Raw genomic sequence first — 21,952 nt, forward strand, 5'->3', positions numbered from 1 at the left:
GGGGCGCTCAGCTCGTTCGGGCCTCGTCGACAACGGCCTCCTCGACCACGGCCTCGTCGACAACGGTGGGAACGATCGCCGGGCCCATCCCGTCGCCGCCCTCCCCCTCGTCGCCGCCGGAGAGCAGCAGCCAGCCGGCCACGGCGGCGAGCACGGCCGCGCCGGCGACCGTCACCGCGAGCCGGCGGCGGCGCCTGGCGCCCGGGGTGGTCGCGTTGCGCGCCGAGCCGGCGCGCGGCTGCCCGGCCGCGCGGGGCGCGCGGGCGGTCCCGCGCGCCCCGCCGGAGAGCTCGTCGGCGTCCGGGACCCGCATCCGGGTGTGGGTGACGCGCTCGGAGTCGGGCGCCGCGCCCCGCACCAGGGGAACGGCGGCCCGCGCCGAGGCGGCCGTCGCCAGCGCGGCCTCGTCCTCGGCCGGCTGTCCGCGGTCCTCCTCCGGCGTGGGATCGCCGAGGTCCAGCGGCTCGCGGCCGACCAGCGCCGGCTGCAACTCACGCAGGCGCGAGGCCAGTTCGGCGGCACGCAGCCGGGAGGCCGGCGCCTTGGCCAGGCACTGCTGGATCAGCTCCCCCAGCTCGTCCGGCAGCCCGGGCAGCGGCGCCACCTGCTCGGTGACCTGCCGGCGCAGCACGGCGCCCGGGTGACCGCCGCCGAACGGGGTGAAGCCGGAGAGGAGTTCGTAGAGGACGGTGACCAGGGCGTAGATGTCCACGGAGGCGCGGGGCGGCAGGCCCTCGACGATCTCGGGGGCCATGTAGTCGGGGGTGCCGACGACCCCGGACTTCCCGCCGTGGCGCGGCTCGTCGATCAGCTTGGCGACGCCGAAGTCGGTGAGCAGCGCGTGCGGGCGCTCGCCCGAGGTGTCGAGCAGGATGTTCTCCGGCTTGACGTCGCGGTGCACGATGCCGGCGGCGTGCGCGACGGCGAGGCCGCTGGCGATGCCGGCGACGACGGCCGCCGCCTCGGCCGGGGCCAGCCGGCGCTCCCTGGCGAGGTGGGTGCGCAGGTCGGGCCCGCGCACCAGGTCCATGACCAGGGCGATCTCGCCGCCCTCGCCCGCCTGTTCCTCGGGGACCAGCAGTTCGCGCACGCCCACGATGTGCGGGTGTTCCAGGCCGAGGAGCGCGTGCCGTTCATGGGCGAAGCGCTCGGCGAGGTCGGGGTCGGCGGCGAGGTCCTCCCGCAGGAGCTTGATCGCGACCGGGCCTTCCGGGCCCTCCCCGAGCCACACCGTTCCGGCGCTGCCGCGGCCGAGCACACGGTGGGCGGTGTAGTGGCTGCCGATGTTCCGTGCCATGGCGTGAGGCTACGTCGCCACTCCGCGCGACACAGGACAGCACGCCGGGATTGTCCCGGTTTACCGGCATGTCCCGGACGAAATTCCTGATGGGAAGTCGATAAATCACCGAGATCATCGACGAGTTGCGCCGCGAAGGTGATCGGGATTCACCAACGAACGGAAGCGGGGCCTCCATTCACTCCGCTTCACTCCCCTCAGGGAACGTTGTCCTGGAGGTCTTCGACGCCCTGCTGCGCCTCCTCGATCAGCCCGAGCTTTTCCCGCACGTCGTCGAACCAGTCGGTGACGGTGTCCCAGAAACTCCGGCCGTCGGCGATCCAGTCCTGAAGCGGCGTGAAGTTCCAGATGAGAAAACCGATCACGACGAGAATGAGCAGCATGAAGAGGCAGCCCTTGAGGCAGCCGAGCCCGGGAATCCGCATCGGGTTGGCGCCGCGGGAACGGCCGCGCGGCTCGCGGTCCTGACGCGGCTGGGGCTCCTGGTAGGGCGGCGGAACGGGCCGCTGGTACTGCTGCGGCGGCGGCTGGTAGCGCTGCTGCTGTTGTTGCGGAGGGTAACCGTAGGGGTCCGGCCGCGGCTGGGGCGGCTGCTGGGGCTGCCGCTGCTGAGGCCGGCGCTGGGGGCGCCGCTGGGGCTGGCGCTGCGGCTGCCGGTGGAGCGGGTCCTGCGGCTCCTGGACCGGCTGGACGCGGGTGGGCTCGTTGCGGTCCCTGGCGGCGCGCATCTGGTCGCCCCACGGGTGCGGCCCCTCGGGCTCGGGCGGCGTGGGCGGCTGGGCGGGCAGGGAGCGGGTGTCGCCGAGGCCGTCGCTCCGGCCGCCGTCGGCGCCGACGCTGGGCATGACGTTGGTCGCGGCCTCGGAGTCGGCGTCGCCGCCCGTGTCCGGGGCGCCGCGCGAGCCGCCCGGCATGACCTGGGTGGGCTCGGCGGAGCCCTCCGGGCTGATCCCGGTGCCGGGGACGCGGACCGGCGAGGACTCGGGGAGCAGCAGGGCACCGACGCCGAGCGCCGCGTTGCGCTGGTCCGGGGTGGCGTTCTCGTTGATGCCGGCGGCGACGGCGCGCAGCGCGCGGGCCACGTTGGCCGCGGAGGGGCGTTCGTCGGGCGACTTGCGCAGGCAGCGGTCGATGACGGTCCACAGCGGGCCGGGGACCCCGTCGGGGCGGTGCGGCTGCTCGCTGATGTGGCGCTGGAGGACCTGGAGGGTGTTTCCCCCGCCGAACGGCGGCTGTCCGACGATCAGTTCGTAGAGCAGGATGCCGGCGCCGTAGACGTCGACGGCCGAGGTCTGCTCGCGGCCCTCGGCGGACTCGGGCGCCACATAGGAAGGGGTGCCGACGAACTCGTGCGCCCTGGTGACCCCGGGAGAGTCCGCGAGGCGGGCGATGCCGAAGTCGGTGAGCATCGGGCGCAGCGGCTGTCCGTCCTGGCCGCCGGCGAGCAGCACGTTGGCCGGCTTCAGGTCGCGGTGGACGATGCCCTTGCCGTGCGCGGCGGCGAGGGCGTCGGCGATCTGTGCGGTGAGGAGGGCGGCGCCGACCGGCGTCATCGGGCCGTTCTCGTAGAGGTGACGGTGCAGGTCGGGGCCGTCGATCAGGTCCATCACCAGGGCTATCACCTCGCCCTCGACGACCAGGTCGCGGGTGCGGACGATGTTGCCGTGGTTGGCGGCGGCCAGCCGCAGCAGCACGGAGCGCTCGCGCAGGAAGCGCATCACCACGTCGGGGTCGTGGGCCAGCTCCTCCTTGAGGACCTTGATCGCGACCAGCTCGCCCGGCTCCCCCTGGACGGCGGCCTCCGAGCCGGCGACCTCGCGCTGGCGCCCGCGCCAGACGGTGCCGGTGGCGCCGCGTCCGAGCGGCTCGTCAAGCAGGTACTTGCTGCCTACCGGCCGCACGCTGGCTCCCTGATGCTTCGCTGAATGGTCACGTGTCCCGAGACACCTACTGTAGTGCCGCACTGTAGTGCCACCGGGTGACATCGGGGCCTCGCCCCGGGCACTGCCGGGTGGGACGCGGCGCCCGCCGGGTCGGTTGCGTGCGGTCGGCGGGGCCGGGGCGTGAGAGGGCGGTCGGCGGGGGCGCGTCCGAGTGATCGCGCGCGGTTCCGCGGAGGGGGCGCGCGGGGGTGGCGGGGCGGCAGGTGGATGATGGGGGCCGAGTGGCACCTCCCGGTTCCGGCGGAACGCGGGCGGCCGGACGCGGAACGCGGGCGTGCGGCTTGGGGAACGTTCCGGCCCGGTAGCGGCCCGGTAACGACCGCCCCTGGTAACGACCGATCAGATCTGGTCAGATATAGCCAATCAAGATCATTAAGCATCAGATGCGCGTTCCGCTGTCAGTGACGGGTGCGAGGATGCCACCAGCATCATCCGCATCCCCGCGGGTCGGGACATGACAGCCGGGAGTGACCGGGAGGGCCGCGATGCCGATTCAGATCAGGGTGACCGTTCTCGGGCCCGGCGTTGCCGACGGCGTCGACGTGACCGTCACCGCCCCCGCCGGCACCCCGCTCTCCGCCGTCGTCGGCTCGTTGGCCAGCGTGGTCACGCCCGGGGGATCGACGCCGGGCGCCGTCTACTGCGAGGACCGCAGGCTGGACCCGGCGCTCAGCCAGCTGGGGCAGCCCCCGCTGGTCGACGGCGCGGTCCTCTCGCTGCACCGGCCGCTGGAGGGGCCGGGCGCGGAGCCGGTGCCGGCGCGGCTGCTGGTCGCCTCGGGGCCCGACGCGGGCGGGGTCCATCTGCTGCGCGGCGGCACGGCCACCATCGGCCGCTCGGCCGACACCGACATCCCGCTGGACGACCCGGACGTCTCCCGGCTGCACTGCGCCCTGACGCTGTCCCCCGACGGCACGATCACCGTCGCCGACCTCGGCTCGACCAACGGCACCTGGCTGGACGGCCGCCCGGTGCGGGAGCACCCCGTGGCGCTCCCGTCCGGCGGGATACTGCGGCTCGGCGAGTCGGCCCTCCGGGTGCTGACCGCCGCGGAGCGGCCGGCGGCGCCGGCGCTCGGCGGGCAGCCGGCGCCGGGCGCGGCGCCCGACCGCCGGGGTGGGGCCTCGGGCCCGCCGCCCGAGCCGCCGCCGACCCGGGTGCAGCGCCGCGTGGGCTGGGGGCGCCGCGCCTCCGGGCGCCCCGAGGAGGCCCCGCCGGAGCCGGTCGCGGCCGAGCGGGTGCCCAGGGTCGCGCCCGCCGAGGAGTCGCGTTGGCCGGATCTGGCCGCTCTGCTGCTGCTGGCCGTCGAGTCGGGACCCCGGCTCTGGGAGCGCCGCGCGGGCAGCCGGGACGCCTACGGGATAAGGCTGGGCACGGCGCAGAGCCCCGCCGACGGGCTGCCGCCGGTCACCGTCAGCCTGCCGGCCGTGGGATCGCTCGGCCTGGCGGGGCCGCGTGAGCGGATCGCCGGGCTGGCCCGCGCCGTGCTGGCGCAGCTGGCGGCGCTCCACCCGCCGAGCGCGCTGGAGCTGGTGGTGCTGGCCCCCGGCCGGGCCGCCGAGTGGTCCTGGCTCGGCTGGCTGCCGCACACCCGCCCGGCGCGCGGCCAGGACTGCCGGCTGCTGCTGGGCTTCGACGAGGAGCAGGTGGCGGCCAGGCTGAGGGAGTTGACCGAGATCGAGGCGCCGGGCGAGGGCCGCTCGCCGGCCAGGCGCTCGGTGGTGCTGGTGGACGGCGGGCTTTCGCCGGCCGCCGCCCAGCGGCTGGCGCGGCTGGCCGTCGAGGGCCCGGCCACCGGGGTCCATCTGCTCTGCCTGGCCGAGACGCCGCCGGCCACCCCCTCCTCCCCCGTCGCCGAGACGCTGGGCGCCGCGCGGTCGGCGTCCCCGGCCTTCGCCGCCTGCGGCTCGGTCGGCCTGCTCAGCGGCGCGATGGCCACGGCGGTCCGGCTGGTGGGTCCCGACGGCAGACCTGGCCCCGCGGCCAGCGCCGACGCGGTCTCGCCCGCGTGGGTCGAGCGCTTCGCCCGCGCGCTGGCGCCGTTGCGCGAGGAGGGCGTGGGTGGCGCGGGCGGCGCCCAGCCGGGGACGGCTCCGCTGCCGGAGAGCTGCCGCCTGCTGGACGTGCTGGAGCTCTCCCGGGTCACCCCGGCCTCGCTGCGGCGGCGCTGGGCAGGGGGCACCGGGCTGCCGCTGGTGCTCGGGGCCGGCGAGCGGGGGCCGGTCTCGTTCGGCCTGGGCGGTTCCCGGGTGCCGCTGCTGGTCGAGGGCGGTCCGCGCTCCGGCCGCACCGAGACGTTGAACGCGCTGGCGGCCTCGCTCGCCGCGACGCTCGGCCCGCGTGAGCTGTCGCTGCTGCTGGTCGAGGGCGAGGGCGAGGGACTGGCGGCGTCGGCCGAGCTGCCGCAGGTCGCCTCGCATGTCGGGGCGACGGACCCGGTGCGGATCAGGGCGTTCGCGCAGGCGCTGCGCGGCGAGTTGAAGCGAAGGGCGCTGCTGCTGGGTGGCACCTCGTTCGATCCGCGTCGCGGCTTCGGCGAGGGACTGACGCCGGCCGCCGGGGAGTTGGGCGAGGGCCGCGTGGTCGCGCCGCGCAGCGGAGGGGAGGCGGCGGGCCAGGAGCCCGAGCCGCCGATGCGTGCGCGGGGCAGCGCGCCGCTGCCCTGGCTGGTGGTGCTGGTGGACGACCTGCCGGCGCTGGTCTCCCCGCCGTTGGGCGCCCCCGGGCGGCAGGCGGCGGGCTCGATGATGCGGGCGCTGGACGCGGTGCGCCGGGAGGGCCCGGCGCTCGGGGTGCGGCTGGTGCTGGCCGGCGGGCCGCCGGCCGGCGAGGACCCGCTGCGGCTGGCGGTGGCCGCCCGGCTCGTGCTGACCGGGGCGCCTCCCGGCCGCGGCGAGCTGCGCACGGTGGACGGCGGCCGTGCGCCCACGCAGGCCGGCCGCATCACGGGCCGCATCCCGCGCACGGCGACGCTCCGCCCGACCGTGACCCGGCTCGACTGGGCGCGGCTCGGCGACCCGCCGGCCCGCCGTCCGGTCCGCGAGTTGGGGAACGGCCCGACCGACATCGCCCTGCTGGCGAGCGCGGCGGCGCGCGCCGCCTCCCCGAAGGAGTCGGCCTCGGCCACCCCCGTCTGACCCCTCCCACCAGAACGCACGAGACCCGACCGGACCGCTCGGGAACGCTCGGGACCGCACGGGACTCCCCGGTACCGCACGAGACCGCCCGACACCGGGGGTCTGATTCCGGCCAGTTCCGCCCGGTCCGCGCCGACGGTCCTGACCGGTTTCGCCGCAGGTCGTTGCGGTAGTCCGGCACGTCATCGCAACGCCCACTTCAGGCCACCGGAGCACCCCCTGGCGCTTTGGCCCCGCATTGTCCGCGCGGGACGTTACAGCACCATCACAAAGGCCCCCGGCGCTCACCTCCGTCTTGATCGGATACCGGACAGCGCGTAGGAACATGCGGCGTAGGGACGTGCGGCGTGGCAGGCCCTGCGCAGACGGGGGTTGCCGCATCCAGGATTGAGGCGGTGTTCATGCGCGGTTCGGGCCCAAGCCCAGGCCGGAGAGTGAAACGGGCGACGGCAGCCGTGGTGGCCACCACGGCCCTTGCCCTGTCGGCCTGTGGCAGCGAGGAGGAGGGCGAAGCGGCGCATCGGGACCCCACCGTCGAACTCCCCGACCTGAACGGGGAGTCACTGGAGGTCGGCGCGGTGTGGACCGGCGCCGAGCGGGACAACTTCGTGCGGGTGGCGGAGGAGTTCGAACGCCGCACCGGTGCCTCGGTCACGGTGGTACCCAGCGGGGACAACGTCTCCCAGTTCGTCGGCACCAAGATCGAGGGCGGCGCGCCGCCCGACGTCGTGATGGTGCCGCAGCCGGGTGTGCTGCGGGAGTTCGCGGACAACGGCTGGATAGCGCCGCTCGGGGAGACCACCCGGGCGCAGCTCGACGCCAACTACACCGAGGGCTGGCAGCAGTTGGCCGCCGGCGGCGACGGCGACCTCTACGGGGTCTATGTCAAGGCCGCCAACAAGTCGCTGGTCTGGTACAGCTCGACGGCCTTCGACTACGCGGGCGTCGAGGCGCCCGACACCTGGGACGCGTTCGTCGACACCGCCTGGACCGTCTGGGAGTCGGGCACCACGCCGGTCTCCGTGGCCGGCGGCGACGGCTGGACGCTCACCGACTGGTTCGAGAACATCTATCTCTCCCAGGCCGGCCCCGAGATGTACGACCGGCTCGCCGCGCACGAGATCCCCTGGACCGACGAGAGCGTCACCGAGGCGCTGACCACGCTCGGCGAACTCTTCGGCGAGGGCCGGCTGTTGCTGGGCGGCCAGCGCGGTTCGCTCCAGACGGACTTCCCGACCTCCGTCACCAACACGTTCTCCAACCTCACCACCCCGGACGCCGGGATGGTCTTCGAGGCGGACTTCGTGGGCTCGGTGATCACCGACAACACCGACGCCGAGGTCGGCGTGGACGCGCGGGTCTTCCCGTTCCCCGCGGTCGGGGCCGGCGACCCGCCGGTGGTCAGCGCGGGTGACGCGGCCGTGGCGGTCGCCCCCGACGGCGAGATGAGCGAGGCGCAGGAGGCGTTCCTCACCTATCTGGCCTCCACCGACGCCGCGGCCATCTGGGCCGAGCCGGGCGGCTTCGTCTCGCCCAACAAGTCCCTTGAGTTCGACGTCTACCCGAACGACGTCCAACGGGGCATCGCCGAGGCGCTGATCGCCGCCGGCGACGACTTCAGGTTCGACATGTCGGACCAGACCCCGGCCGCGTTCGGCGGCACCACGGGGCAGGGCATGTGGCAGGGACTTCAGAACTTCCTGCGCGCCCCGCAGGACATCGAACGGGCCCAGGAGTACCTGGAGTCCCAGGCCGCCGACGCGTACGGCCACTGACGGACGGAGACTGACAACCCATGGCTTCCGGCAAGGCGGTGATCAGGGCACGCCCCTGGGTGGCGGCGAGCTTCCTGCTCCCGGCGCTGCTGCTGCTCGGCGCGCTCGTGGTGTACCCCATCGGGTACTCGATCCAGCGCAGCCTGTTCGACGCTTCGGGCGACAGCTTCGTCGGCCTGGACAACTTCAAGGAGATCTTCACCAACGACGGCATCAGGACGGCGCTGAAGAACAACCTGATCTGGATCGTGGTGGCGCCGACGGTGGCCACCGCGCTGGGTCTGGTCTTCGCGGTGCTGACCGAACGCATCCGCTGGGCGACGGTCTTCAAGCTGGTCGTCTTCATGCCGATGGCGATCTCGATGCTGGCCGCCGGAATCATCTTCCGGATGGTCTACGAGCAGAACCCGGACCGCGGTCTGGCCAACGCCCTGGTGACGACGGTGCACGACACCTTCGCCGACAGCAGCGGCTGGCCCGACGCCGAGCCCCGGCCCGGCGGCCCGCTGACCGTCGAGGACGACGGCTCCTATCTGCTCACCGAGCCGGTGACCGCCGGCACCCCGGCGTTGCTGCCGCTGGTGGCGGTCCCGCAGCCCGAACTCTCCGACGCCGAACCGGCCGTGGCGCCGAGCGGCGGCCCGGGCGAGGTGTCGGGCACGGTCTGGATGGACTTCACCCGGGGCGGCACGGGCGCCGACAACACCATCGACCCCGAGGAGTTGGCGCTCTCCGGGGTCAAGGTGGAGGCGGTGGTGGACGGAGAAGTGGTGGCCGACGCCAGGACCGGCGACGACGGCACCTTCGCCCTGCCCGCCGAGGCGGACGGCGCGCAACTCCGCCTGACCTCGGACAACTTCACCTCCCGCTACAGCGGGATCGAGTGGCTGGGCCCCAAGGTCGTCACCCCGGCGATCATCGCCAGCTACGTGTGGATGTGGGCGGGCTTCGCGATGGTGCTGATAGCCGCCGGCCTGGCGAGCGTGCCCAGGGAGACCCTGGAGGCGGCCCGGGTGGACGGCGCGGGCGAGTGGCAGGTGTTCCGCAGGATCACCGTTCCGCTGCTGGCCCCGGTGCTGGGGGTGGTGTTCGTGACGCTGATGATCAACGTGTTGAAGATCTTCGACCTGGTCTATGTGATCGCGCCAAGCTCCAGCCAGGCGGACGCCAACGTCCTGGCGCTCCAGCTCTATCTGTCCTCCTTCGGCACCGGAGCCGACCAGGGCGTGGGCAGCGCGATCGCGGTGTTCCTGCTGCTGCTCGTGGTGCCGGTGATGATCGTCAACCTGCGCAGGCTGCGACGGGAGAACCAGCGGTGACCGCTCCCACCAAGACCGCACACGTACCCGACCCGGCGGACCCGCCGGCCTCGGCCGCCGCGGGCCCGCCGCGCCGCCCCTGGGGCGAACGCCTCGCCTCCCTCGCCTCCGGCTCGGTGGTGCGGGTCGTCCTGGTGGTGGTCGGCGTCCTGTGGCTGCTGCCCACCGCCGGGCTGCTCGTCTCGTCGTTCCGCGATCCGCGGGACATCGCCTCCACCGGCTGGTGGGAGGCGCTGACCGACCCGGGCCAGTGGAGCTTCAGCAACTACGACAGCCTGCTGGGCAACGAGAAGTTCACCGGCTCGGTGTGGACCACCGTCGCGATCACCCTGCCGGCGACGGCGCTGGTCGTCGTGGTGGGGGCGCTGGCGGCCTACGCCTTCGCCTGGATGGACTTCCCCGGCCGCGACTGGGTGTTCCTGGTCGTCGTCGGCCTGCTGGTGGTGCCGATCCAGGTGGCGCTGATCCCGGTGGCGCGGCTCTTCAACACGCTGGGGATCTTCGAGACCACGGCCGGGGTGGTGCTGTTCCACTCGGCGTTCGGCCTGCCGTTCGCGATCTTCCTGTTGCGGAACTTCTTCGCCGAGATCCCACGGGAGCTGTTGGAGGCCGCGCGGCTGGACGGCGCGGGCGAGCTCCGGCTGTTCTTCCGGGTGGTGCTGCCGTTGGGCGGCCCGGCGATCGCGGCGCTGGCCATCTTCCAGTTCATGTGGGTCTGGAACGACATGCTGGTCGCGTTGATCTTCGCCGACGCCGGCTCGCCGCCGATGACGGTGGCGCTCCAGCAGGAGATGCGGCAGTTCGGCAGCAACTTCGACGTGCTGGCGCCCGGCGCCTTCCTGACGATGCTGATCCCGCTGGCGATCTTCTTCGCCTTCCAGCGGCAGTTCGTCTCCGGCGTGATGGCCGGCGCGGTGAAGTGAACGCCGGCGCGGTGAGGAGAGCCTCGTCGTGAAGGGGTGAACGCGGGGCGCGGGCCGCACGGCGCGCGCCCCGGGGGCCTCGAACGGCCGGTGGGCCGGTCCCGGGAGATCCCGGGGCCGGCCCACCGTCGTTCGTGCGTCCGGGTCAGCGGTTGCTGCGCAGCAGGGTGCGCATCGTCCGCATCGCCACCGAGAGGTTGGCCAGGTCGAAGCTGTCCGAGGACTGGATCTCGTGCAGCGTCGCCCTCGCCCGGCCGAGCACGGCGGCGCTGCGGTCGGCCCAGGCCGCGAACCGCTCCTCGGGCGTGGCCTCGGGACCGCCGGCGGCCAGCACGTCGGCGGCGATCAGCTGGTGCGCCGCGTACAGGTCCTCCCGGATCGCGGTGCGCGCCATCGACTGCCAGCGGTCCAGCCGTGGCAGCTCGCTGATCCGCTCCTGGAGCCGGGAGATGCTCAGCTCGTCGCTGAGGTGGTAGTACACCTCGGCCACGTCGAGCAGCTCGCGACCGGTGCGGTCGGCGACCGCCACGATGTCCAGCGCGGAGAAGACGGCGGACAGCCCCGCCACCCGCCGCGCCAGCTCGTCCGGCACCTTGGCCTCGGCCAACTCGGCGTGCTGCGCGTCGAGATGGTCCAGCTCACGGCCGCGCAGCAGGCTCGGCAGCTCGGCCCAGACGAGGCCGACCCGCTCGCCGAACAGCTCCGTGTTCTCCGCCAGCCGCAACGGCTGCGGGCGGTTGTTGAGCAGCCAGCGGGCGCCGCGCTCCACCAGCCGGCGGGAGTGCAGCCGGATGCGGGTGAGGGTGTCGGCCGACACCTCGTTGTCCAGCCGCTCGGCGGTGTCCCAGATCTCGGCCTGCCGGAAGATGTCCCGGGCGACGGTGTGCGCCCGCACGATCTCCTCGGTGGACGCCCCCGACTCCTCCTGCATCCGGTGGACGAAGGTGCAACCCGCCACGTTCAGCGTGTCGTTGACCAGCACCGTGGTGATGATCTCGCGGCGCAGCGCGTGCCGCTCGATCAGCTCGGGGAATCGTTCCCGCAGGGCGCCGGGGAAGTACGCCCGCAGCAGCTGCCCGACATAGGCGTCGTCCGGCAGCTCGGTGGCCAGCAGCTCGGCCGTGGTGGTCAGCTTGCCGTAGGCCAGCAGCACCGACAGCTCCGGCTGGGTGAGGCCGTGCCCGGCGGCGCGCCGCTCACGAATCTCGTCGTCCGACGGCAGGAACTCCAACTCCCGGTCCAGCAGCCCCCGCTCGCCCAGCCGGCTGATCACCCGCTGGTGCGCCAGGATCAGGCCGGAGGCCGTGGCCTCGCCGTTGGCCAGCGCGACGTTCTGCGCGTAGTTGTTGCGCAGGACCAGGTCGCCGACCTCGTCGGTCATCTCCGCGAGCAGCACGTTGCGCTGCTTGCCCGTCAGGTCGCCGGCCGCCACCACGGCGTCCAGCAGCACCTTGATGTTGACCTCGTGGTCGGAGGTGTCCACGCCCGCGCTGTTGTCGATGGCGTCCGTGTTGCACCGTCCGCCGGCGAGCGCGAACTCGATCCGGCCGCGCTGGGTCAGGCCCAGGTTCCCGCCCTCGCCGACCACCTTGGCGCGCAGGTCGCGGCCGTTGACGCGGATCGCGTCGTTGGCCTTGTCCCCCGCGTCGGCGTGCGACTCGGACGCGGCCTTCACATAGGTGCCGATGCCGCCGTTCCACAGGAGGTCGACGGGCGCGCGCAGGATCGCGCGCATCAGCTCGGCCGGGGTGAGGGAGACCGTGCTCTCCGGCAGGTCCAGCGCCTCCCTGACCTGGGGGGTCAACGCGATGGACTTGGCGCCGCGCGGATGCACGCCGCCGCCCTTGGAGAGCAGCGAGGTGTCGTAGTCGGCCCAGGAGGAACGCGGCAGCTCGAAGAGCCGGCGCCGCTCGGCGTAGCCGACGGCCGCGTCCGGGTCGGGGTCCAGGAAGATGTGCCGGTGGTCGAACGCGGCCACCAGCCTGATCTCCTCCGACAGCAGCATCCCGTTGCCGAAGACGTCGCCCGACATGTCGCCGATCCCGGCCGCGGTGAACGGCTCGGTCTGCGTGTCGTGTCCCAGCTCGCGGAAGTGGCGCTTGACGGACTCCCAGGCGCCGCGCGCCGTGATGCCCATCCCCTTGTGGTCGTACCCGGCGGAGCCGCCGGAGGCGAACGCGTCGCCGAGCCAGAAGCCGTAGGACTGGGCGACCTCGTTGGCGATGTCGGAGAAGGTGGCCGTGCCCTTGTCGGCGGCGACCACCAGATAGGTGTCGTCCTCGTCGTGCCGGACCACGTCGGCCGGCGGCACCACCTCCCCGTCCACCAGGTTGTCCGTGATGTCCAACAGGCCGGAGATGAACGTGCGGTAGCAGCCGATGCCCTCGGCCAGCCACGCGTCCCGGTCGGCCGCCGGGTCCGGCAGCCGCTTGCCGACGAAGCCGCCCTTGGCGCCCACCGGCACGATCACCGTGTTCTTCACCTCCTGGGCCTTCACCAGGCCCAGGATCTCGGTACGGAAGTCCTCCCTGCGGTCCGACCAGCGCAGCCCGCCCCTGGCGACCTTGCCGAAGCGCAGGTGCACGCCCTCGACGCGCGGCGAGTACACCCAGATCTCGAACGCGGGGCGCGGCTCGGGCAGCTCGGGGATCGCCTGCGGGTCGAGCTTCATCGACAGATAGGCGTGCGGGCGGCCACGGGAGTCGTGCTGGAAGTAGTTGACCCGCAGGGTCGCCTTGATCACGGTCAGGAACGCGCGCAGGATGCGGTCCTCGTCCAGGTTCTGCACCTGCTCCAGGGCGCCGTCCAGCTCCTCCAGCAGCCCGTCCGTCAACTCCCGGCCGGCGCTCTGCCGTTGCGGGGCGTGCCGGGCCTCGAAGAGGTTCACCAGCAGGCGCGTGGTGTGCACGTTGCGCCGGAGGGTGGCCTCCATGTTCTCCCGGGCGAACCGGGCGCCGGCCTGCCACAGGTACTTGGCGTAGGCGCGCAGCACCATCGCCTCGCGCCAGGTGAGACCGGCGGTGAGCACCAGCGCGTTGAACCCGTCGTCCTCGGCCGCGCCCGTCCAGGCCGCGGCGAACGCGTCCTGGAACCGCTCCCTGGCGCCGCCGCCCAGGCTGTCGGCGAGCGCCTCCGGCAGCCGCAGCCCGAAGTCGTAGACCCAGGTGGGCGAGCCCTCGGTCGGCCGCAGCTGGTAGGGGCGCTCGTCGACCACCTCGACGCCCAGGTGCTGGAGCACCGGCAGCACGTCGGAGAGGGTGACCGGCTCGCCGATCCGGTAGATCTTGAAGCGCCGCTCCCCCGGGCCGGCGTTGACCGGCTCGTAGAGGCTGAGCGCGAAGTCCGCGCCCTCCTCGGGCCGCAGCCCGATGACGTACTGGAGGTCGGCGACGGCGGCGCGCGGCGGGAAGTCCGCCTTGTACCCCTCGGGGAACGCGTGCGCGTAGCGGCGGCCCAGGTCGGCGGCCTGCTCCTCGCCGCACTCGGCGAGCAGCGCGTCGGTGAAGCCGTCCGTCCAGGAGCGGGACGCCTCGGCCAGCCGGGCCTCGATCCGGTCCAGGTCGGCCTCGGTCAGCTCGGGCAGCTCGGTGCCGGGCGCGACCCTGATGACGAAGTGCAGCCTGGAAAGGACGGACTCCGTGTTCCACGCGGTGAAGTCGACACTCTGGCCGTCCAGTTCCTCCAGGAGGATCTGCCGCAGCCGCAGCCGCACCGAGGTGGTGAACCGGTCCCTCGGCAGGTAGACCAGCGCCGAGTAGTAGCGGCCGTAGTCCTCCTGCCGCAGGAAGAGCCGCAGCCGGCGACGCTCCTGGAGCCGGAGCACGGCGGTGGTGATGCTGCGCAGCGTCTCCACCGGGGTCTGGAACAGCTCGTCGCGCGGGTAGGTCTCCAGGATCTGGAGCAGGTCGCGACCGCTGTGGCTCTGCACGGTGAAGCCGGCGGCCTGGAGCACCTCGGCGACCTTCCGCCGGATCACCGGCACCCGGCGCACCGACTCGGTGTAGGCGGCGGCCGAGAACAGCCCGAGGAAGCGGCGCTCGCCGACGACCCGGCCCTGCTCGTCGAAGGTCTTGACGCCCAGGTAGTCCAGGTAGGAACGGCGGTGGACGGTGGCCCGGCTGTTGGCCTTCGTCAGGACCAGCAGCCTCGGGTCCCTGGCCCTGGCCCTGGCCGTCGGGGAGAGCCGGTTGAACGCGGCGGAGGAGGCGGGATGGTCCTCGCCCGGCGCCGGGTAGGGCGGGTCGGAGCGGAGGATGCCCAGCCCCGTGCCGGGCACGGGGAGCAGCTCGTCGGAGCCGCCGCCGTCGTCCTCCCTGGCCAGCTCGTACTCGCGGTACCCCAGGAAGGTGAAGTGGTCGGCCGCCAGCCAGCTCAGCAGCTCGGACGCCTCGTCGACGTCCTGCCGGCCCAGCTCCTCGGGCAGCGTCTCCTCGGAGAGCCCCTCGGCGATCCGCAACGCGGTGGCGCGCATCTTCTGGTAGTCCTCGACGGCCTCGCGCACGTCGCCCAGGACCCGCCGCAGGTCGGCCTCGACCTGCTGGGCCTGGTCCCGGTCGGTCTCCCGGTCGATCTCCACGTGGATCCACGACTCGACCACGGCGTCCGGCGGCAGCTGCTCCGGGTCGACCGCGCCCTCGCGGTCGCGCCCGGTGTCCAGCACCTCCAGCATCCGGCCGGTGACGTCGCGGCGGACCACGACCTGCGGGTGGACCACCAGATGGATGCCGCGCTCCTGACGGGACAGCTCGTTGGTGACGGAGTCCACCAGGAACGGCATGTCGTCGGTGACCACCTCGACCACCGTGTGGGTGCACGTCCAGCCGATCTCGTCGACGGAGGGCGTGTAGACCCGGACGTTGGCCGTGCCCTGCGGGCGCTCGGCGGCGAGCCGGTGGTGGGCGAGGGCAGCGCCGTAGAGGTCGACCGGGTCGCGCTCGGTCATGTCCTCGGGAGCGATGAAGAGGTAGTAGCGCCGCAGGTAAGCGCGCAGCGCGTCCGGGTCCATCCCGTGCGCCGGCGGCTGCCCCTGGTTGGGGCCGTGGTCGGCCACCTGGGCCGCCTGCGCCAGCAGTTCGTCCTTGGCTTCGTCCAGCTTGCTGTGCATGTCCTGCTCCTGTCGCGCACCGTCGCGTGACGTCGAGTAACGGTCACCGGACAGCGCTCGCTCGGATGGCTGGGATGCTTCCGGTGGTACCGAGGGGGAAGTCAGTCGACAGGCCGGCCGCCGAGCTGGCGGAGACGCCGAGAGAGGCCACGTTGCCTCCCGTGCGGAGGCAGGCGGCTATCGCACTGAACACGCTCCCAGGCTATCGCCCCGTCTCGCGACGCGAACGGGCGCCGGTCGCCATGCGCCGGCGCGTCAGCCGCGGCGCACCACCTCCTGCGCGACGGACACCGCCTCCGCGAGGGTGTCGACCACCGGCACGCCGGCGCCGGACAGACTCCGCCGGCTGTGCGAACCACCCGTGTACAGCACGGCCTTGGCGCCCGCGTGGGCCGCCGCCCGCGCGTCGTCCGCGGCGTCGCCGATGACCACCACCCGCGCCGGGTCGACCCCCGTCAGGGCCGCCAGATGCCGGGCCATCTGGGCGGCCTTGCCGACCGAGGGGCCCGCGTCCCTGCTGCCGTCGACGCGCACGAAGTGCTCGGCGATGCCCAGCCGGGTCAGCCAGGGACCCAGCCGGTCGTGCTCCGCCAGCGAGCACACGGACTGCGTCCGCCCGGCGCGCGTCCAGCCGGTGACCAGGTCGGCGGCGCCGTCGGCGAGGGCGGCCGTGTCGGAGTGGGCGAAGTAGTGCCGGTGGAACGCCTCGTCCAGCGCCCGCCCCTCCTCGGCGGTGACCGCCCGCCCCAGGGCCCGGCGCTGGAACTCGCTGATCGGGACGCAGTACAGGTCGCGGTACCGCTCCAGGGTCAGGCCGGCTATCCCGACCTCGGCGAAGGCCGCGTTGGTCGCCGCGAGGACGATCTCGATGTCGTGCAGCAGCGTGCCGTTCCAGTCCCAGACGAGGTGGGGCACCGTGTCGGGTCGCGGGGTCGGGTCCTGCGAAGAAGCCATGCCCGCACACTACGACGGGGCACTGACAACGCGGCAGGGCCCGGCGTCAGAGCAGCTGGTCCAGCTCCTGAACGCCGTACCAGAGCAGTTCGTGGTCGGCGGCGCCGTCCACCACGAAGCTGGCGTCGTCGTCGCCCTGGTCGGCGGCGCCCACCGCGCCGGCCGCCGCGGCGACGGCCTCGGCGGCGTCCTCGGCGTCCACGTGCAGCGCGGCCAGCCAGGCCAGCGGGACCGCCTCGGTGAGCCGGACCTCGCCCAACGCCTCGCCGGTCAGCGCCACGTCGGGGTCGGCGAACGCCACCCCGTCCGGCACCTCGGCGGCCACCACGACGCGCCTCCTGGCCACCCCCAGCTCGGTGGCGACCAGCCGCAACGAGGCCACGGCCGCCCTGCTCAGCGCCGCGTACTCCAACTCCTCCTCGTTGCCCGAGAGATACCACTCGCGCAGCGCGGGCGTGACGGCGTAGGCGGTGAGGGGGGCCGGGGCGATCTCCCTGGCGTTGTGGAGCCGAGCGAGCCCGGAGAGCGTGAGGGGAATGTAGACGCGCACTGAACCGACGCTTCCTTCCTGGGCCTGAAGGCCGCCTCACCCTACCAGGGGGCGCGCGAGCCCCCCTCGCGCCCCGCCGTCCCCCTCCGCGCGCTCCGGTCAACTCTTGCCCGACAGTGGGGACTTGATTACACTCCGCATTCGTTACTTGTCAGTAGAACTCATCGGTAGCATCACGCGGCGCGGGGGAAAGGTACGAGCTGCCATGGCCAGTCATCGGGGCCCAGGGGCCCATCGCGGCCCCCGGCCGACCGGGCCCGGAGGTCGACGCACCGACCCGAGGAGGCCGGAGCCGCGGCGGGGCGGGCGCTCGCCGGCGCGCCCACAGGAGTGGTTCGCCCGCCAGCTGCTGCTGGTCCTCAGCGGCCAACGGCCGGTCACCGCGCTGCTCGGCCATGTGCGGGACCCGGCCTACGAGCGGCTGGTCCGGCTGGCGCCGCTCGCCCCGCTCCGCCCCACCGAGGGCGAGCCGACCCCGGCGCTGCGCGTGGTGCGCGGCTCCCGCCCCAGCAGCGCCGCGATCGAGGCGTGCGCGGTGTTCAGCGTCGGGGACCGCACCAGGGCCCTGGCGTTCCGGCTCGAACAGCGCCCGGGCGGCTGGCGCTGCGTCGCCGTCGAGCTGGACACGGTCCCGTGACCTCCCGCCGTCGGCCGGGAGCGCGCACGACGAGGGGGCGCGCCCCGTGTGGGACACGCCCCCTTCCGCGCCTTCGGCGGTCGGGCCGGAGGGCGCCGGCCTCGCCGGCCGGCTCCCTCCCGGCGTCACTTCTTGCGGCGACGGCCGCCCTTCTGGGCCTTGCGCCGCTCGGCGCGGGTCTGCCCCTGGCCGCTGCTGGTGGCGGCGGGCGCCGCGTCCTCGGCGGTGAAGTCGCCCTCGACGACGCCCCCGGCGCTGTCCACCGTCGGCGCCGAGTACCGCAGCCCCTGGGCGGGCTTGGGCGCTTCGAGGCCCTTGGCGAGGATCGCCGGGCGCGCGCCGGCGGGCGCGGACTCCAGACCGCCCTCGGTCTCCGCCTCCTTCTCCGCCTCGCCCCGCACCGGCACCTGCTCGACCTGCCGCTCGACCTGGACCTCCAGGTTGAAGAGGTAGCCGACCGACTCCTCCTTGATGCCCTCCAGCATCGCGGTGAACATGTCGAAGCCCTCACGCTGGAACTCGACGACCGGGTCGCGCTGCGCCATCGCGCGCAGCCCGATGCCCTCCTGGAGGTAGTCCATCTCGTAGAGGTGCTCGCGCCACTTCCGGTCCAGCACGGAGAGCACCACGCGGCGCTCCAGCTCCCGCATCACCTCGGAGCCCAGCTCCTCCTCGCGGCGGCTGTACTGCTCGTGGATGTCGTCCTTGACGGAGTCCGTGAGGAACTCGGGCGTCAGCCCGTCCCGGCCGCCGGACTCCTCCTCCAGGTCCTCCACGGTGACCTGCACGGGGTAGAGCTGCTTGAACGCGCCCCAGAGCCGGTCCATGTCCCATTCCTCGGCGAAGCCCTCGACGGTCTCCGCCTGGACGTACGCCTCGATGGTGTCGTCCATGAAGTAGCCGACCTGCTCCTGGAGGTCCTCCCCGGAGAGCACGCGGCGCCGCTCGTCGTAGATGACCTCGCGCTGCCGGTTCAGCACCTCGTCGTACTTGAGCACGTTCTTACGGATCTCGAAGTTCTGCTGCTCGACCTGCCCCTGGGCGGAGGCGATCGCGCGCGTCACCATCTTGTTCTCGATCGGGACGTCGTCCGGCACGTTGGCCATGGCCATCACGCGCTCGACCATCTGCGCCTTGAAGAGCCGCATCAGGTCGTCGCCGAGCGACAGGTAGAAGCGGGACTCGCCCGGGTCGCCCTGCCGGCCGGAACGACCGCGCAGCTGGTTGTCGATCCGGCGGGACTCGTGGCGCTCGGTGCCCAGCACGTAGAGCCCACCGAGCGAGGTGACCTCCTCGAACTCGGTCTCCACCGACCGCTCGGCCCGCTCCAGCGCGGCGGGCAGCTCCGCCGCCCACTCCTCGGCCTGCTCCACGGGGTCCAGCCCCTTGGCGCGCAGCTCCTGCTCGGCGATGTCGTCCGGGTTGCCGCCGAGCTTGATGTCGGTGCCGCGGCCGGCCATGTTGGTCGCGACGGTGACGGCGCCCTTGCGGCCCGCCTTGGCGACGATCGCCGCCTCCCGCTCGTGGTTCTTCGCGTTGAGCACCTCGTGGCGCACGCCCCGCTTGTTGAGCTGCTGGGAGAGGTACTCGGACTTCTCCACCGAGGTGGTGCCGACCAGCACCGGCTGGCCCTTCTCGTGGCGCTCGACGATGTCCTCCACCACGGCGGCGAACTTCGCCGGCTCGGTGCGGTAGATCAGGTCGGCCTGGTCGACGCGGGCCATCGGGCGGTGGGTCGGGATCGGGACGACGCCGAGCTTGTAGATCTGGTGGAACTCGGCGGCCTCCGTCATCGCCGTACCGGTCATGCCGGAGAGCCGGTTGTAGAGGCGGAAGTAGTTCTGGAGGGTGATCTTGGCGAGCGTCTGGTTCTCGTCCTTGATCTTCACCCCCTCCTTGGCCTCGATGGCCTGGTGCATCCCCTCGTTGTACCGCCGGCCGGCGAGGATGCGGCCGGTGTGCTCGTCGACGATGACGACCTCGCCGTCCATGACGACGTAGTCCTTGTCGTTCTTGAACAGTTCCTTCGCCTTGATGGCGTTGTTCAGATAGCCGACGAGCGGGGTGTTGACCGACTCGTAGAGGTTGTCGATCCCCAGCCAGTCCTCGACCTTGCTGACGCCGGCGTCGTGGATGGCGACCGTGCGCTTCTTCTCGTCCACGTCGTAGTCGCCCGTCTCGGGCTCCTGGCGGGTGGGGACGGCCGGCTCGCCCTTCTCCAGGCGCTGCGCCAGCTTGGCGAAGTCCGCGTACCACTTGGTGGCCTGGTCGGCCGGGCCGGAGATGATCAACGGCGTCCTGGCCTCGTCGACCAGGATGGAGTCCACCTCGTCGACGGTGGCGAAGTTGTGCCCGCGCTGCACCAGCTCGTCCTTCGACCACGCCATGTTGTCGCGCAGGTAGTCGAAGCCGAACTCGTTGTTGGTCCCGTAGGTGATGTCGCAGGCGTACTGCTCACGGCGCTGCGCCGGACGCATCCCGCCGGTGATGCAGCCGACCGACAGGCCGAGGAAGCGGTGCACCCGGCCCATCCACTCGGAGTCACGCTGCGCGAGGTAGTCGTTGACCGTGATGATGTGGACGCCCTTGCCGGAGATGGCGTTCAGATACGCCGGCAGCGTGCCCGAGAGGGTCTTGCCCTCACCGGTCTTCATCTCGGCCACATAGCCGAGGTGCATCGCGGCGCCGCCCATCAACTGCACGTCGTAGTGGCGCTGCTTGAGCACGCGCTTGGCGGCCTCGCGCACCGTGGCGAACGCCTCGGGCAGCAGGTCGTCCAGGCTCTCGCCGTCGGCGTGACGCTGCTTGTACTCGTCCGTCAGAGCCCGAAGCTCGGCGTCCGTCAGATCGACGAAGTCCTCTTCAATCGAGTTGACCTCTTTGGCGAGGCGCTGCAACCTGCGCAGGATCTTGCCTTCGCCTGCACGCATGATCTTGTTGAAGACGGACACGAGGGCTGGTCTCCTTGCCGGTCGGGCCTGGCGCGACATGGGATCGCGGGCACAGCGGAATGGCCCCGCCGCACCGGCCATGGTAAGCGAGCGCCCACACGGGTGTCAGTGGTCGGCCCTACGATCCCCCCATGACTGCCGCTGTTTTGTCGCTCTCCGCCGACGAGGCCCGCCGTATCGCCCTGCGCGCCCAGGGCCTGCTGGGCTCCCCCGACCGCCGGGCCGGGGTGCGCGGGGTGCTGCGCGGCCTCGGCGCCGTGCAGCTGGACACGATCTCCGTGCTGGCCCGCTCCCACGAGCTGCTGCCCTACGCCCGGCTGGGCGCGGTCGGCCGACCCGCCGTCGAGGAGGCGTACTGGTCGGGGCGGACCGCCTTCGAGTACTGGTCGCACGCGGCGTGCGTGCTGCCCGTCGAGGAGTGGCCGCTCTTCGCCTTCCGCCGCCGCGCCTACCGCGCCCGCACCAACTGGTCGCACGACGTGCCGGAGGCCGCCTACCGGCAGGTGCTCGACCAGCTGCGCGCCGAGGGCCCGTTGACGGCGACCGAGCTGGGCGGCGCGAAGAACGGCGGGCTGTGGTGGGACTGGAGTGAGAGCAAGGTCGCCGTGGAGCGGGCGCTGGCGCTGGGCGACGTGGTGGTCACGCGGCGAAGCGGCTGGAAGCGCGTCTACGACCTTCCCGAACGCGCCCTGCCCGAGCCGCTTTACCACGATCGGTTGAACGACGAGGAGTGCCTGCGACAGCTGGTCACCCAGGCGGGTGCCGCGATGGGGGTGGCCACCCAGGCGGATCTCGCCGACTACCACCGGCTGAAGGGCGCCGAGGTGGAGGCGGTGATCGAGTCCACGGGCCTGGTGCCGGTGACGGTCGCCGGCTGGCCGGAGCCGGAGTCGCAGGGCCGGCGGCACCGCGCCTGGGCCGATCCGGCGGCGCTGGCGGCCCCACCGCGCGGGCGCCACCGCACGACGCTGCTGTCGCCGTTCGACTCGCTGGTGTGGGACCGGCCGCGCACGGAGCGGATCTTCGGCTTCTACCACCGGCTGGAGGCGTATGTCCCCCGGCCCAAGCGGATATACGGGTACTTCGCGATGCCGCTGCTGGCCGGGGGCCGGCTGCTGGGCCGGGTCGACCCGGCGCGCGAGGGCCGCACGCTGGTCGCCAGGCACGCGGCGTTCGAGGGGCAGACGCACCAGGCGCGGAAGGCGGTGCCGGCGATGGCGCGGGCGCTGGTCGAGGCGGCCGGATGGGTCGGCTGCGACCAGGTGCGGGTGGAGCGCTGCACCCCGGCGGAGCTGGCCGCCCCGCTGACCGCGGCCCTGCCCTAGGACTCAGGAAGGCGTCCGGCGGGGCGACGTCCGGCGG

At 73.1% G+C, this 21,952-nt stretch carries 12 protein-coding genes; 6 read left to right on the forward strand and 6 right to left on the reverse strand.

The window, feature by feature from the left end; genetic code table 11:
- Positions 1 to 7 precede the first annotated feature (7 nt).
- Both FH715_RS02725 and FH715_RS02730 read right to left on the reverse strand, forming a co-directional pair.
- Positions 8 to 1,297: a serine/threonine-protein kinase gene (locus FH715_RS02725; RefSeq protein WP_139640334.1), complete on the reverse strand. Its 1,290-nt coding sequence runs from the start codon at positions 1,295 to 1,297 to the stop codon at positions 8 to 10.
- A gap of 197 nt (positions 1,298 to 1,494) precedes the next feature.
- On the reverse strand, positions 1,495 to 3,198 hold the full coding sequence (locus FH715_RS02730) for a serine/threonine-protein kinase (RefSeq protein ID WP_139640335.1): 1,704 nt from the start codon (positions 3,196 to 3,198) through the stop codon (positions 1,495 to 1,497).
- A gap of 533 nt (positions 3,199 to 3,731) precedes the next feature.
- On the opposite strand from FH715_RS02730, the gene FH715_RS02735 reads away from it, so the two are divergent.
- From FH715_RS02735 to FH715_RS02750, 4 genes are all read left to right on the forward strand, one after another.
- Positions 3,732 to 6,377, forward strand: coding sequence for an FHA domain-containing protein (locus FH715_RS02735; RefSeq protein WP_139640424.1), 2,646 nt, complete (start codon positions 3,732 to 3,734; stop codon positions 6,375 to 6,377).
- 401 nt (positions 6,378 to 6,778) lie between these two features.
- Positions 6,779 to 8,152, forward strand: a complete 1,374-nt coding sequence (locus FH715_RS02740) for an ABC transporter substrate-binding protein (protein ID WP_139640336.1) — start codon at positions 6,779 to 6,781, stop codon at positions 8,150 to 8,152.
- A gap of 20 nt (positions 8,153 to 8,172) precedes the next feature.
- Positions 8,173 to 9,471 carry a carbohydrate ABC transporter permease gene (locus FH715_RS02745; protein ID WP_139640337.1) on the forward strand — a complete coding sequence of 433 codons (1,299 nt, stop codon included), beginning with the start codon at positions 8,173 to 8,175 and terminating at the stop codon, positions 9,469 to 9,471.
- Positions 9,468 to 10,394, forward strand: coding sequence for a carbohydrate ABC transporter permease (locus tag FH715_RS02750; RefSeq protein ID WP_139640338.1), 927 nt, complete (start codon positions 9,468 to 9,470; stop codon positions 10,392 to 10,394). The genes FH715_RS02745 and FH715_RS02750 overlap by 4 nt, the downstream gene beginning before the upstream one ends.
- A 145-nt stretch (positions 10,395 to 10,539) precedes the next feature.
- Here FH715_RS02750 and FH715_RS02755 read toward each other — a convergent pair whose 3' ends face one another.
- The 3 genes from FH715_RS02755 to FH715_RS02765 form a co-directional block, all read right to left on the reverse strand.
- Positions 10,540 to 15,498 carry an NAD-glutamate dehydrogenase gene (locus FH715_RS02755; RefSeq protein ID WP_139640339.1) on the reverse strand — a complete coding sequence of 1,653 codons (4,959 nt, stop codon included), beginning with the start codon at positions 15,496 to 15,498 and terminating at the stop codon, positions 10,540 to 10,542.
- Positions 15,499 to 15,753: 255 nt separating this feature from the next.
- On the reverse strand, positions 15,754 to 16,452 hold the full coding sequence (locus FH715_RS02760; RefSeq protein WP_139640340.1) for an HAD family hydrolase: 699 nt from the start codon (positions 16,450 to 16,452) through the stop codon (positions 15,754 to 15,756).
- A 46-nt stretch (positions 16,453 to 16,498) separates the two neighbouring features.
- Entirely contained in the window at positions 16,499 to 17,002 is a 504-nt protein-coding gene (locus FH715_RS02765) for a DUF6912 family protein (RefSeq protein WP_139640341.1), read from the reverse strand.
- 205 nt (positions 17,003 to 17,207) lie between these two features.
- Here FH715_RS02765 and FH715_RS02770 point away from each other — a divergent pair, with 205 nt between their 5' ends.
- Positions 17,208 to 17,639, forward strand: coding sequence for an Rv3235 family protein (locus FH715_RS02770; RefSeq protein ID WP_139640342.1), 432 nt, complete (start codon positions 17,208 to 17,210; stop codon positions 17,637 to 17,639).
- A 125-nt stretch (positions 17,640 to 17,764) separates the two neighbouring features.
- On the opposite strand, the gene secA is transcribed toward FH715_RS02770, so the two are convergent.
- Positions 17,765 to 20,590, reverse strand: coding sequence for a preprotein translocase subunit SecA (gene secA, locus FH715_RS02775; RefSeq protein ID WP_139640343.1), 2,826 nt, complete (start codon positions 20,588 to 20,590; stop codon positions 17,765 to 17,767).
- Positions 20,591 to 20,721: 131 nt separating this feature from the next.
- On the opposite strand from secA, the gene FH715_RS02780 reads away from it, so the two are divergent.
- Entirely contained in the window at positions 20,722 to 21,915 is a 1,194-nt protein-coding gene (locus FH715_RS02780; RefSeq protein WP_139640344.1) for a winged helix-turn-helix domain-containing protein, read from the forward strand.
- The last annotated feature ends 37 nt before the right edge of the window (positions 21,916 to 21,952 follow it).

The sequence above is a fragment of the Streptomyces sedi genome, from assembly GCF_006335015.1.
Lineage (GTDB): Bacteria > Actinomycetota > Actinomycetes > Streptomycetales > Streptomycetaceae > Streptomyces > Streptomyces sedi.